A 13,212-nucleotide genomic window follows, 5' to 3' on the forward strand; every position below is an offset into this window, starting at 1 on the left:
AGTGATTTCCTTCCGCGGATTCCCGCCGTGACTAGTGCTTGAACCCGGGCAGATTCACGCTCATGCGTGGCGTGATGAAACCCGACGCTGCGGTGAATAGCGACAAGAAGACCAGCATGGCAGCGGCGGGCCACCAGTGGTTTGCCGCTGCGGCCACGGTTGCGGTCGCGATCAGCGGAATGAAGCCGGAGACCATACCCGCAATGTTCTGCGCCATCCCGACACCCGTGTAGCGAGTCTTCGCTGGGAACAGGCCGGTCAGGACGGTTCCAGATGCGGCGTACGGGAGGGACAGCGCGGCAACCGCAATAGTCATGCTGAGGACCACGAGCACCGGATTGCCGGATTCGAGCATAAGGAAGCTTGGCACCGCAATGATCGCGGAGGCCACGCCACCCCAGAGGATCACGCGACTCGCGCCGAACCGAGCGCCGAGTCGCCCGCCGATGATGAGGACTGGTATCTCGACGGCGGCGGCCACCATGCTGCCGAGCAGCATGAGGTTTGAGGTGTATCCGAGAACATTCACGCCGTACCAGACGATGAATGCGGTCACGAGGTAGAAGCCACCAATACCGAGCAGGCCCGCAGCCATACCCATGAAGATGTGCTTCCAGTAGTACCTAAATGTATCGAGCACCGGGCTCTTCGCAGTCTCGCCCTGCTCCATGAGCTCCGTGAATACCGGCGACTCTTCAAGCTGGCGGCGGATGTATACCGCGATCAGCAGCATTGGAATCGCGATGAGGAAGGGAATTCGCCAGCCCCATGCGTCAAAGCTGTCCTTGGTGAGCAGCAGCGTCATGACGAAGAACCCGCCCGAGGACAGGATCGTCCCGATCGGCGAACCGATCTGCGGGATCGCGGCATACATCGCGCGCTTTTCCAGCGGTGCATTCTCGACAACAATCGTCATCGCGCCCGACCACTCGCCACCGACGAAGAGGCCCTGGAAGATGCGCAGGAGCACGAGGAGGATCGGCGCAGCGATTCCGATTGCGGCGTAGGTTGGGAGCGCACCGATGAGTGCAGTCACGATGCCGATGCCGACGATCGTGATGAGGAGCACTTTTCGCCGTCCGATTTTGTCACCCATCGTGCCAAAGATGAGCCCACCAATGGGACGAGCGACAAGCCCAACACCGAATGTCGCAAAGGACGCCATGGCGGCTGCCGTTGCGCTCTCGGTAGAGAAATACTGCACGTTGAAGACAAGTGCGGCAGCAGCGCTGAAGAGGAAGAAGTCGTACCACTCCATCGCGGTACCGATCAACGCACCAATGGCAACCTTGTTCGCCTCCTTGGTGGAGATCTGCTTTGTAGCGCCGTATTCGATCGACGCTGTTGGTGAGTTCTGATTGCTCAAGACCACTCCTTTGTAGGTCGTAGCGTCGCTCGCGGTACTCATGCATCTACCGTGCCAGGGACAATGCCCGGATGCGCGGGGCATAATTCACCGACTTCTGGCGTATATTGTGCATTTGCACTTATATTGAGGGCGTGTCGAATCAACTCCTGCAACCACAGATCGAAGATCAACAGCGTTGGGTCGAAATACTCGACGCGGTTTCACCGGACCTACTCGTTGAGCGGTTCATTGAACGGGTCAGATTAGTCGACGACTACCGCAATCCTCTCGTGACCTGGGATGAAATCCGCACGAGTGCGTTGAGCTCCTTTCTCGCGCTCCTCGACGCACTCGGAAATGTCGATAGCGACCGCACCATCGAGATCGCCGCACACGTGGGCATCACACGGGCCCGCGCGAGCATTCCGATGGCATCCCTCATGACCGCGATCCGCGTCGACTTCCAGGTGCTGTGGAACGCCATCATTGAGGTCGCCGAGGACTCCGACTCGCAGCTGCTCATCCGCCACGCAAATCTGGTGTGGATGACCGTCGACAATTACGTTCGCCAAACCCAGAATACGTACATTGCTGAAGAGAAACGCATGGCTGATGAGGCTGGTTCGGTGCGCCGCAAGCTCCTCGCCGAACTCTTACGCCATGAAGAGATCTCGCAACACCGTCTCGATGTGATTGCGGAATCACTCGGCATTTCCAGCGACTCAACCTTTTTCGTCGTCGCAGCAGACAAAGATGAGCAAGCGATTACCGCGCTTCGCACCGAACTCAATCGGCTCGAACGCGCATCCCTCACCCCATTCGCACAGTATCGGGACACGTCACTGGTCATGTTTCTCGAGGTGCCCGCGGCCCCGACGACGGCACAACAGCTCGCGCTCGATTCGCTTCGGCAATTTCCATTCGGTCTGATTGACCACGCAGAAACGTTGGCTGGTCTACGGCACGCGGTACCGCTCGCCATCCAGCTTGCGGGCCTTGCGACAACGAACGCCGTGACGCCAGAACTCGGCTGGACCAGACTCATCCACGATCGCGTCCATGACCTCAACCTCGGCACCTTCTTGGATGTGCATCCCTACCTCGCCGATTGCGGTGAGGCCGAGCGGAAGAATCTCATTGCGGCGGTTCGCGCTTTCCTCCGCACTGGGAGCGTGTCGGAGGCCGCCGAAATGACCTTCTGCCACCGCAATACCCTGACGAACCGGTTACATCGGTTCCAGGAACTCACCGGCGTCGACGTGACCGTGCCTCAGGAGGCGGCGTTGCTCGTCGTGCTGTGGTCTTGATCGATCGTTTTTACGACCTTCGCGGGCGACCCCATCGCGAGCGCATTTTCCGGCACGTCTCGTGACACCACGCTGCCCGCGCCGATTACGGCGCCGTCGCCGATCGTGACGCCGGGCAGTACCGCGACGTGTGCGCCGATCCAGACGTTATTGCCGATCGTGATGGGCCGCGCCTGCTCGAGGCCCTTATTCCGAGAGGTGAAATCAAGCGGGTGCGAAGCGGTATAGAACCCAGTGTTTGGCCCGATGAACACGTTATTGCCGATTCGAATTCGGCCACCGTCCATGAAGAACACGTTCGCATTGACGAAGACGTTCTCGCCCAATTCCGTGAGCGAGCCGTAATCGCAGATGAACGGGCTAATGACCTCGACGTTGCCGAGTTCGGTTGCAAAAATTGATTCGAGTAGTTCGTGCCGCTTCGCCGTGTCCTTAGGCGCTGTTTGATTCAGTTGGAAGCAAAGGTCTTGGGTCCGCCGGCGCTCGTCGAGGAGGTCCTTGTCGAAATTGGCGTCGTACCACTGCCCCTGCAGCATTTTCTCGCGTTCAGTCATGTTCTCGCTCGACTTTCTCTTCGCGTTTCGGTAGCGATTGCTACGCGACCACCCCGCCGAAGGCGAGGCCGAGTACGTAGGTCACCGCGGCGGCTCCGTAACCAATCAACAGTTGTCGCAGCGCCCGCTTCCACGGGGTCGCGCCAGACAGCACACCGACGATGCCACCCGTAAGCAGCAGAGCGAAGCCGACGATAACTGCCGCAACGACGACCGCGATCAACCCCTCGAGGCCGAAGATCCAGGGCAACACCGGAATCAACGCGCCGATCGCGAAGAACATGAAGCTCGAGGCCGCCGCACCCATCGGCGTTCCGAGTTCCTCGTGATCGCTCGGCTGCGCACCGTGATGGTCAACGGGAACCGGTTGGGTGCCTCGACGTGCTGTCTTGAGCGTGATGGTCGCCTTTTGCTTCGCCTCCGCTTCGCTCATCCCGCGGGCACGGTAGACCAGCGCCAGTTCGTTTTCGTTGACGTCGAGCGCCGGAAGCTTGTTGTTCGTATCGGGGTTCGGGGTGGATGCATTGAGCAGCTCCTTTTGCGAGCTGACCGAGACGTACTCTCCCGCGGCCATCGACAGCGCGCCGGCGAGGAGCCCCGCAATACCGGTGGTGAGCACGACCGCTGAAGACACCCCCGTCGCGCCCACACCGAGCACCAACGCAAGGTTCGACACCAGGCCGTCATTCGCCCCGAATACCGCGGCGCGGAAAGTGCCACTCATGCGCGCGCGGGACCGTGTCGCGAGCGAACGGACGACTTCTTCGTGAACGCGTTCGTCAGCTTCCATCTGGTCAGTCGCGTCAGGATCCTCCGCGTAAGGCGTGCGCGCCTCGAAGTTCTGCATCAGCGCAAGCACGAACACCGAACCAAAGTGCTTCGCAAAAAAGCTCAGCACCTGAGTCTCAAAATCGGGGCGGACCTTCTTTTCGGCGAGCGGCCCCAGCTTGTTGACCCAGTGTTCTTCGTGGCGCCTCTCCGAGTCAGCGAGCTTGATCAGGATGTCGTGCTCTTCACCGCCTCGCTTGGCCGCGAGCAAACGATAGGTCTCGCCCTCCGCCCGCTCGTTCGCAAGATAACGTCGCCACCGGCGAACATCCTTCCGGGAAGGATCTGGACGGTGTTCGATTCGGTTCGGCAAGGTGGCTCCTGAGAATATTTCGACCCCTGTGAAGCTTACGCGTGCGCGTTCAGGATCTGCACCCACGCAGCTCACCGGCGCGGTCGACCGCCTCGACCACCGCATCCTGAATCGCCATGAGCCGTAGGCGATTTACCGGGAACGGTTCGAGGATCCCGGACAGGTACACGAAGGTGATCTCTCGAGTCGGATCACTCCACGCAACCGACACATTGGAGCCGTTGTGCCCGAAGGTTTTAGCCGACGAGCGCTGCCCAAATGCGGATGCGGTGAACGGCTGGTCGCCTTCATGCCCGAGTTGCAGGCCGTTGCTCCACCACACTTTCGAGCCGGCATAGCGGTCGAATTCGCCGTCATTGCTCGGTTCGAGCAGTTCGCGGACAGTGCTTTCGCTCAGGTTAAGGTCGCTGCCACCCTGACGAATCGCCTCGAGCACGCGTGCCAAATCGTGAGCATTGGTTGAAATGCCGCCGGCGGGAATCACGGCCTCGCGCACTTTCGGGCGATTGAGCACGCTCGCAACGACCGCAGAGCCGGGGTCGCGGGCCACAAAGGGCACCTCACGCCAGGCCTCCGTCTGCGGCAAGGTCAAGAAGGTGTTTTCGGCACCGATCGGGCTCAGGATGCGCTCCGACAGCAGCTCGTCGAGGTCTCGGCCAGTCGCACGCTGCAGTGTCTCCCCGAGCATGAACCCCCACGACAGCCACTCGTACGCGGGGACCTCGTCGGCGTCCGGCTCTCGCGGATGCTCTTCGATTCTGCGAATCGATTCGTCCCAGTTCGTCATTGCGGCGACTTCGGGAATCGTGCCACCGACGCGCGGAAGACCGGAACGGTGCTGCAGCACCTGGCGGATCGTCACCGAGGCTTTCCTCGACTGCGCAAACTCTGGCCAATATCGCGCGACCGGAGCATCCACCTCGATCGCGCCGTCTTGGTGAAGCGCCCAGGTGAGTGTCGCAAGGAAGATCTTCGAGACCGAATACGGCCAGAAGGCTGCGTGCTCACCGACGCCGTACCGTTCTTCGACCACCGGTATGCCTCGGTGGAGAATAAGAAGTTGCGCGGGTCCGCCGCGGCGCTTCGCGAGTTCGATTGGCTCCGAGAAATCAATCATGCGGTGCTCGTTAGTTTCCGGGCGAACCCGCTTCGGTGCTCGACACATCCACGACCGAGAAATTTTTCCACGAGCGCGATGCCGTTGGTCCGCGCTGGCCGTGGTAGCGCGACTGGTACTTCTCTGAACCGTAGGGGTGCTCGGCGGGCGAACTGAGCTGGAAGAAGCACAACTGACCGATCTTCATGCCGGGCCAGAGTTTTATCGGCAGGGTGGCAACGTTTGAGAGCTCAAGCGTGACGTGGCCTTGGAAGCCGGGGTCGATGAAGCCCGCCGTGGAGTGGGTGAGGAGGCCAAGGCGCCCGAGCGACGACTTGCCTTCGAGTCGTGCGGCGACATCGTCAGTGAGCGTGACCTGCTCGAAGGTGGAGGCGAGGACGAACTCGCCCGGATGCAGAATGAACGCCTGATCGGGGTCGACTTCGAGCAGGTGGGTCAGCTCGGGTTGTTCCTCGCGCGGGTCGATCGATGGATACCGGTGGTTGTCGAAGAGCCGGAAGTAGCGATCGAGCCGCACATCTACGCTCGACGGCTGCACCAACCCCGGGTCCCACGGGTCAAGGCCAATCCGGCCTGAGTCAATTCCAGCGCGAATGTCCCCATCGCTGAGCAGCATGCATCCACCTAATTTGTCGCAACGGTCTGAGCTGTTGCTACACTATCGGTCTGCGCTTAAATGCGTGGGCCAGGGGCTGTAGTTCAATGGTAGAACTTCTGCTTCCCAAGCAGACAGCGCGGGTTCGATTCCCGTCAGCCCCTCCACTTGGCCGAGCGTCGCTTCGCGAGCGCCTTCCGCGCACGCGACACCCCTTCGCCGCAAAGTGGTCACTCCTTGTTGTTCTCGCGACGCAAACCAACAAGTATCGACCACTCTGCGGAATGTCGGGAGCGTCGCATACGCTGAACATTAACCAAGTGAATTGCAATTGGGAGGGAGAACCAATGACTGTATTCGCCCCGCAATCACGACCCTCAGTCCGTCGATTGACCGAAGAGGAAATTGAACTAGAGATCGCCGACATTGAGAGCCGTCGGGGGACCATACAAATGCTCCAAGATAAAGCTCGCCGGGAAATACTCACGGCTGATGAGCGCGCCGAAATGCGTCGGCTCGACGCACTCATATTCCTCAAAAATAGGAAATGAGTTCGACTTTTGAGGACCAAGCCGAGTCATTCGCGCTGGAGGTCATGGGGACTCTGGCAGCGGTCTTAGCAGTCGGCAACGTGCGCATGGATCTCACTGAATCCGCACCCGGTGTAATCTCCATGACGACCAACGACCCCAACGGTATTGAACTCCAGGTTGACCAGAAAACTCGGATGCGTCTTGAGATCGACCTGCAACTGATTCCAGACAGTCGTGGTCGTTGGCTGAAAGTGCTCCGGTCCTCGTATGCAGTCGTGCCCGAAGGTGCCGGCAATCCGTTTTTCCGATACGACTACCTCTCTGATCCACATGGCATTCCGGGCGCACACATCAACGTCCACGCACATCGCGATGACCTGATTGCGGCGCTAATTCCGCGAGGTAAAAGCCCAAGGTCAAAAAGGCGGCGAAAGGACTTTGTGGAATCGGGATCGCTGCCTCGGGTGTCAGCGTTCCACTTCCCTGTCGGCGGCGCGCGATTCCGACCATCGCTGGAGGACATCCTCGAGGTGGCGATCGATGAGTTTGGGCTCGACTGCCGCGAGGGCTATTTGGATGCACTAATGGATGGGCGCAGGAGATTTCGGCTTCGGCAGCTTGCGGCGTCGATTCGCGACTCGCCCGAGCATGCCAGCGAGGCCCTTCGTGAGTTGGGCTATGAAGTCTCGGCTCCGGCAAATGCCCCTGAGACGCGCGACAACTGGCTCGATCAAGTGTGAGTTGAGGCGATTCAAGGCAGTACTTAAGAATGAGGCGTGCCGCTAGCGCTTACTCGGGCTGATGTGTCAGCCCGAGTAAGCGCTATGAACCCGAGTTCGCGGCATCATTAGTGTTTGAAATAGCTCCGGCCTCGAACCCGCCGTGTTGGGCTCGAGACCGGAAGATTGAAGTCCGTGAGCTACGCGGCGGTAGCCGAGTCGTCACGCTGACCAAGTTGCTTGTCGAGGCTCAAGAGCCCCGAGCCATCGCCATCAAGAATTTCGATGCGGCCGATGATCTCACTCACCGTGGATTCTTCTTCGACCTGCTCGTCGATGAACCAGTGCAGCATTGGTCGCGAATCGATGTCGCCGACCTCGTCGGCTACGCGATAGAGATTGCGAATCGCTTCCGAAACCTTCTCTTCGTGCGCGAGCGACGCTTTGAATGCATCCAAGGCGTTGTCGACCGTGTCCCCGGAAAGCTCGATTGGCTTGAGGACGGGGTGATAGTCGCGGTCGAGCAAGTATTGCGTGAACTTTTCCGCATGCTCGAGTTCTTCTCCCGCCTGAGCAGAAAACCAAGCAGCCATACCCGTGAGGTCGATCGCTTCCATGTCGGCCGCTAATTGGCGATAGACCAGCGATGCCGTGTGCTCAAGGGTAATCTGCTCGTTAATCGCATCCGCGTATTTCTGATCAATCTTCATAGGCGTCAAGCTACGCGCGAAGCCTGCAGGTTTGCTGCCGAATTCATTCACGCTTGAGCTCGCCCCGGCACCTCAACCGCCGCGCCCAACCGCTCAGCCGACTCGGTGATCGCCTGGATGATCTGCATGTTTCGCAACCCATCGGCGAAGGTCGGCGGCAGCGGCAGGTCAGCTACAGCCGCGCCGGAAGCGCCAAGCGCAGCGAGGAAAGAGCGGGCTTGCAGCGCGAGCATGTCACCGACTCCATGCTCCTCATCAGAACTCGCGACTGCGACGAGTTCGAGGTCGGATGCGTTGCCTCGCTCCAGTGCCACTGCCGCACGGAGTGCGACCGAATGCGCGACTCCCGCGAGCCCGGCTCCCACGACGGCGATTCGTACTGGGGAGCTGGCGTTCTGTTCGATGTCACTGTCCACTGCTGAAGCGTGCCACACGCGAGGTGGATACACGCTCAACGACGAACCCCCGAGCATAAAGAACAAACCGATCTACGGCTCAGGTGACATTGTCAGGGGCCTCGCGTTCAGGGTGTCACGGCAGGATGGATGCATGACTCGCGTGTATCTTTCGACCGACCCGCAGGCTGATGAACTGCTTACCGATGACCGCTTTGCCCTGCTCGTCGGGATGCTCCTCGACCAGCAGGTGCCCATGGAAACCGCGTTCACCGGCCCGAAGAAGCTCGTTGATCGTCTCGACACGTTCTCCGCGAGCGCGATCGCCGCGCTCGATCCCGACGAGCTGCTTGCGGCGTTCAAGGAGACCCCTGCGGTGCACCGTTTCCCCGGCTCCATGGCGACCCGTGTCCAGGCGATGGCCCAAGCCGTCGTCGACGACTATGACGGCAACGCCGAAGCGATCTGGACGGCTTCGGCCACAGACAGCAACCCTCCAACCGGCAAGGAAGTACTGCGCAGGCTCAAGGCGCTACCCGGGTTCGGCGACCAGAAAGCGAAGATCTTCCTCGCGCTGCTTGGCAAGCAGTTCGGACTGCAGGCCGAAGGCTGGCGCGAAGCCGCTGGTGACTATGGCCCCGAGGACGCGTTCCGGTCAATCGCCGATGTCGTCGATGAGGCATCCCTGGCGCGCGTGCGCGAGACGAAAAAGGCACTGAAGGCCGCAGCGAAGAAGTCAAAGTAGTTCGCGTTCGAGCCGTGGCCAAGGCGTTGATTACCTGCGGGACCTCCAAAGCGGGAACCCACACCGGGCATCAGTCATCACGCCGCCTCAGCGGCACTAACTACCACGCAACATCCCGCACGCTCGCGAGTCGCCGCGGCCCGGCCGCTTCGGTGACCACACCATCCTGCTCGCTTGCCTCCGCAAAACTCAGTCCCGTGCGCTCGGTGAGCTCCGCGAGCGTGACCTGGTACGTAGAGAACTCCGCGAGGTCGATCACTTCGAGATCCGAGAGGTCCTGCGTGAGCACGAACGGGCGCACGCGTAGCGTGCCGTCGGCCACGTAATAAATCACCTTGAAAAACTCGCGCGGGATCTGAAACCCGCGATAGTCCCGGTCGGTGTCTTTGAAGATCGGCCCACCGATTACGCTGACTCGGAGCCCCTCAACGTCGACCTCCGAAAACAGGGCGTCTTCGAGTTCACCCCACACTCCCGAGCGGCCCGACTGGTTGAAGGTGTTCATCTGCGGCGCGATATTCGTGAAAAAGAACGAGTCCTCATTCGCGCGCTGCGCTTCCGGTCGCGGGCCCCACAGCAAATCTGCCCGGCGGGCAATGTGCCCGCGGTCGAGGTCATTCCGGGAATAGAGGTCTTCTCCCGCTTGGACGTCATTGGGCAAGCGAGAATCGAGCCGAAACCCAATTCCGTCCCGGGACAGTCGCTGCATCGACCCACCGTCGATATTCCACGCCACCCAACGCGCAAGCCGGCGCTCGCCGCTCATCTGCAAGCTGAAGTGGGTGTACGGAATCACGACCGAGCCGTCGACCTCGGGCGCATCGCTGTCGGCGCCGCTGGGCACAGCAACCGGCTCGCTCAAGAACGCTTCGTCAAATCCTCCGCCGATGCCAGCCTCCGAGGCTGCTTCCACGGCGACTGTGGAGTCGAGCGACACATCCAGCACGTCGCGAACCGAGGATGCGAGGCACGCGAGGGCGTGTTCCTCACCATCCGGGGCGTCTGAGCCGGCGAAATGGAGCCCCGCCATCACGCGCGAGGTCCGGCCGTTGCCCGACTTGAGCATCCAGACCGCGCCCGAGTCGCCACCGTCGCTGAGCATCCCGGTACCTGCGGGATCGTTGTCGTTCTCGCGCCGTGGATCGGGTTGGATCTCGAAGCAGCCGATGGTGTGCTCGCCCGAACCCTCGCCGTAGTCGAGCGAGACCATCGTCTCGATTCGGCTCACTACTCCGTGGCTGACGCCGGTGGTCCGGCCTGACTTCACGACGCGGTCACCGAGATCGGGGTCAGCGATCTCTTCCGGAACGATGCCGAGGTCCATGATCTCGGCGTCGATTTCGCGCCCAACCACGGACGAGATCGCCGCATCTCCGGCTGCCCCGAGATGCGAGCGCAAGAGTGTGCCGAATACGTTTCGCCGGTCACCACTATTGTCGTCGTGCGCACCGGGCTGCAGCACATCGTCGCCGATCGCGCCCTCGGGACCGTGCAGGACGTGCCAGTTCGACAACACGACGGGTTTGCCGCTCGTGCGGTCATACATAATTGCGCCGAGCGTGCCCGCGGAGACCGATGGATGCGACACGCTGATGCCCGGGACGAGCGGGTCGCGTCGCGTTTTGCGGGCACTCCGTTCGGCCTCGGGCACGACCCGATGCGACGGCACGAACGAGCGCTCCACGACATCGGTCACGACGGTCTCGCTGTCGATCTGCAGCGATTCCGGGATGAGTTCGGTTCCGAGTGCTTCGAGCTCGGCAACTGCGGTCTTCGTTCGGACCGTGAACTGCAAGCTGAGTTCGTCGGTCGTCTTCCCGTCCACGATCTTGTACCCGAGACCCACCGAGGTGATATTCGCGTCGGCAAGGTAGTGGCGCGCGTTGCGGCGGATCCAGGCCCGGATGCGTTCGATATTCGGGGTCATGCGTGCCACGGTACGGCGACCACCTCAGCAAAATCCGAGTACTCGCATCGAGGTGGACTCCCAGCACGTGCAGGCAAAATGCGTGCACCAGGTGGGAGGCGCAATGCACGAGCAGATGTTTGACGAGGACGATCCCCTACTCGCTCGCGTGCGGAAAATCGCCCTGTCGTACCCCGGTTCTGACGAGCGCATCTCACACGGTCGACCGTGGTTCTTCACGAAAACGGGGTTCGCCGTCTACGGCGGATCCGTCAAAGGCGACCATTCCGTGCACCAGCAGCATCCCGCAGCGGTACTCGTGAAAGCTGACCCGAACGAGCGTCACGCGTGGCTCGAGGACTCGCGGTTCTTCGTTCCCGCATACTTTGGGCCGTCAGGATGGGTCGGTCTCGACCTTGACGGAGACACTGACTGGCAACTCGTCCGCGAACTCATAGAGACGTCGTTTCGACTCACCGCACCAAAGCGACTCGTGCGGGAGCTTGACGATTAGCCGAGCGCGGGGCGAATATCGCGCGCGATGACTTCGAGCTGGCGGACATTGAAGTCGACGCCGAGCGCATTCGGGACAGTCACGAGCACCGTGTCGGCTTCCTGCACCGCTTCGTCCTCGCGGAGTTCCTCGACGAGCTGATCGACCTCGCCGATGTAGCTGCGCCCGAATCGAGCGAGTTCGCCCGGCTCAATCTGGCCGACCTGGTCCTTCGATTCGGCTTGCGCACGAATACCGAAGTAGCGGCGCGATTCGTCGTCGATGATCGGAATGATGCTTCGCGAGACACTTACTCGAGGCGTCCAATCGTGTCCGGCGACCTCCCACGCATCCCGGAACTGGTGAATCTGTTCGGCTTGCAACTGCGACATCGGCACACCGGTGTCTTCGGTCAGCAGCGTCGAGGACATCAAATTCATGCCCTGCTCGGCGGTCCACACCGCTGTCTTGCGGGAACCGGCGCCCCACCAAATTCGCTGATACAGCTCCGGCGACTGCGGCTGTACCGGCTGCGGGTCGAGCGAGTGCGAGCGTTGCGGGTCAGGGTTCGCGACGCCAGCGCCCTGAATGGCGCGCTGGAAAATACGCGTGTGATGCCGTGCCATATCGGCGCCGTCGGGATCGTCTTCGGACGGCACGTGCCCGAAGGCGCGATAGCCGGCAAGCACGGGCTCGGGTGACCCGCGACTAATGCCGAGCTGCAATCGACCTTCAGAAATCAGGTCGGCAACGGCGGCTTCCTCAGCCATATACAGCGGATTCTCGTAGCGCATGTCGCAGTTGCAACACTCGTTAGCGTAAGCTTGTTGCATGGTCGAGCTGGTATCTCTGAGGAAGACGAACGAGGTGGCGGCCTACGTGCGCGCCTCCATGGACCGAAAGGGCGACCGTTGGACAGTCGAGACCCAGCTGCGGAAGATCAGGTCGCTGGCCGATGCCAAGGACTGGAAGGTCGTCGAGGTCTACGAAGACAACGCTGTGTCGGCGACGAAGAGCCGACGTGCTGGCACCCGCTGGGCCGAGATGCTGGAGGACGCACGCTCGGGCAGGTTCTCGATGGTCGTCGCGGTAGACATAGACCGGCTCCTACGCAGCACGAAGGATCTCAACACTCTGATCGACCTCGGCTTGCGCGTCGTCACAGTCGACGGCGAGATTGACCTCTCGACGGCGGATGGCGAGTTCCGGGCTACGATGCTCGCCGCTCTCGCGCGATTCGAGGCAAGGCGCAAGGCCGAGCGCCAGGTCAGGTCGAACGAGCGCCGCCGCGCCGAGGGTATCCCGGCGTCCACCTGGAAGTCGTTCGGCTGGACGAGGAAGGGGGAGCTGATTGAGGAGGAGGCCGAGGCCGTGCGGGGTGCGTTCGACGCGTTCCTCGGTGAGTCGTCGCTGTCGATCCGGGGCATCCGCGACGACCTCAACAAGGCAGGTCACAAGACCGCGCGAGGATCCGAGTTCTCCGTCGATGCCGTGCGGTACCTGCTGGCGAACCCGCTCTACGCTGGCTACATCAAGCACTACGCCTCGGGTGAGCTGTACCCGGTGCATGGCGGGGCGTTCCCGCCCATCGTCGGCGAGCAGACGTGGCGGGCTGCGGTGGCGAAGCTGGAGGACAACGTGCGGAGGTC

Annotated in this window: 13 protein-coding genes, 1 tRNA gene and 1 pseudogene; 6 read left to right on the forward strand and 9 right to left on the reverse strand. The window is 61.4% G+C overall.

Annotated elements, in window-relative coordinates; translation table 11 throughout:
- Nucleotides 1-31: 31 nt before the first annotated feature.
- Nucleotides 32-1,408, reverse strand: a complete 1,377-nt coding sequence (locus tag ACTHXA_RS09120; protein WP_441671573.1) for an MFS transporter — start codon at nt 1,406-1,408, stop codon at nt 32-34.
- A 92-nt stretch (nt 1,409-1,500) separates the two neighbouring features.
- On the opposite strand from ACTHXA_RS09120, the gene ACTHXA_RS09125 reads away from it, so the two are divergent.
- Nucleotides 1,501-2,655 carry a PucR family transcriptional regulator gene (locus tag ACTHXA_RS09125; protein ID WP_441671575.1) on the forward strand — a complete coding sequence of 385 codons (1,155 nt, stop codon included), beginning with the start codon at nt 1,501-1,503 and terminating at the stop codon, nt 2,653-2,655.
- Here the strand turns inward: ACTHXA_RS09125 and ACTHXA_RS09130 are convergent.
- The 4 genes from ACTHXA_RS09130 to dcd are packed head-to-tail and all read right to left on the reverse strand — an operon-like array spanning nt 2,619 to nt 6,083.
- Nucleotides 2,619-3,209 (reverse strand): sugar O-acetyltransferase, encoded by a 591-nt coding sequence (locus tag ACTHXA_RS09130; protein ID WP_441671577.1) that lies wholly within the window; start codon nt 3,207-3,209, stop codon nt 2,619-2,621. The two genes, ACTHXA_RS09125 and ACTHXA_RS09130, sit on opposite strands and share 37 nt — an antisense overlap.
- A gap of 40 nt (nt 3,210-3,249) precedes the next feature.
- Entirely contained in the window at nt 3,250-4,350 is a 1,101-nt protein-coding gene (locus tag ACTHXA_RS09135; RefSeq protein WP_441671579.1) for a VIT1/CCC1 transporter family protein, read from the reverse strand.
- A 49-nt stretch (nt 4,351-4,399) separates the two neighbouring features.
- Nucleotides 4,400-5,467: a serine hydrolase domain-containing protein gene (locus ACTHXA_RS09140; protein ID WP_441671581.1), complete on the reverse strand. Its 1,068-nt coding sequence runs from the start codon at nt 5,465-5,467 to the stop codon at nt 4,400-4,402.
- 10 nt (nt 5,468-5,477) lie between these two features.
- Nucleotides 5,478-6,083, reverse strand: coding sequence for a dCTP deaminase (dcd, locus tag ACTHXA_RS09145; RefSeq protein ID WP_441671583.1), 606 nt, complete (start codon nt 6,081-6,083; stop codon nt 5,478-5,480).
- A 72-nt stretch (nt 6,084-6,155) separates the two neighbouring features.
- Here dcd and ACTHXA_RS09150 point away from each other — a divergent pair.
- Both ACTHXA_RS09150 and ACTHXA_RS09155 read left to right on the forward strand, forming a co-directional pair.
- Nucleotides 6,156-6,229, forward strand: a tRNA-Gly gene (locus tag ACTHXA_RS09150).
- Nucleotides 6,230-6,609: 380 nt separating this feature from the next.
- The gene (locus tag ACTHXA_RS09155; protein WP_441671585.1) at nt 6,610-7,335 is read left to right on the forward strand and encodes a hypothetical protein; all 726 of its coding nucleotides are present in this window, start codon (nt 6,610-6,612) and stop codon (nt 7,333-7,335) included.
- A 179-nt stretch (nt 7,336-7,514) separates the two neighbouring features.
- On the opposite strand, the gene ACTHXA_RS09160 is transcribed toward ACTHXA_RS09155, so the two are convergent.
- The gene (locus tag ACTHXA_RS09160) at nt 7,515-8,024 is read right to left on the reverse strand and encodes a ferritin (protein WP_441671587.1); all 510 of its coding nucleotides are present in this window, start codon (nt 8,022-8,024) and stop codon (nt 7,515-7,517) included.
- A gap of 47 nt (nt 8,025-8,071) precedes the next feature.
- Nucleotides 8,072-8,440, reverse strand: coding sequence for a hypothetical protein (locus ACTHXA_RS09165; protein ID WP_441671589.1), 369 nt, complete (start codon nt 8,438-8,440; stop codon nt 8,072-8,074).
- A 133-nt stretch (nt 8,441-8,573) separates the two neighbouring features.
- Between ACTHXA_RS09165 and ACTHXA_RS09170 the strand changes: the two genes are divergently transcribed.
- Nucleotides 8,574-9,164 carry an HhH-GPD-type base excision DNA repair protein gene (locus ACTHXA_RS09170; protein WP_441671591.1) on the forward strand — a complete coding sequence of 197 codons (591 nt, stop codon included), beginning with the start codon at nt 8,574-8,576 and terminating at the stop codon, nt 9,162-9,164.
- 100 nt (nt 9,165-9,264) lie between these two features.
- Here ACTHXA_RS09170 and ACTHXA_RS09175 read toward each other — a convergent pair whose 3' ends face one another.
- Nucleotides 9,265-11,091, reverse strand: coding sequence for a DNA/RNA non-specific endonuclease (locus ACTHXA_RS09175; protein WP_441671593.1), 1,827 nt, complete (start codon nt 11,089-11,091; stop codon nt 9,265-9,267).
- Nucleotides 11,092-11,194: 103 nt separating this feature from the next.
- Between ACTHXA_RS09175 and ACTHXA_RS09180 the strand changes: the two genes are divergently transcribed.
- Nucleotides 11,195-11,584: an MmcQ/YjbR family DNA-binding protein gene (locus tag ACTHXA_RS09180; RefSeq protein WP_441671595.1), complete on the forward strand. Its 390-nt coding sequence runs from the start codon at nt 11,195-11,197 to the stop codon at nt 11,582-11,584.
- Here the strand turns inward: ACTHXA_RS09180 and ACTHXA_RS09185 are convergent.
- Nucleotides 11,581-12,360, reverse strand: a pseudogene (locus ACTHXA_RS09185) (LLM class flavin-dependent oxidoreductase); the annotation flags it as partial. The gene ACTHXA_RS09180 and the pseudogene ACTHXA_RS09185 overlap by 4 nt on opposite strands.
- A 94-nt stretch (nt 12,361-12,454) precedes the next feature.
- Between ACTHXA_RS09185 and ACTHXA_RS09190 the strand changes: the two are divergent.
- The coding region (locus ACTHXA_RS09190) for a recombinase family protein (RefSeq protein ID WP_441671601.1) at nt 12,455-13,212 on the forward strand (758 nt) is incomplete at its 3' end.

It is taken from the genome of Gulosibacter sp. (genome assembly GCF_052090685.1).
Lineage (GTDB): Bacteria > Actinomycetota > Actinomycetes > Actinomycetales > Microbacteriaceae > Gulosibacter.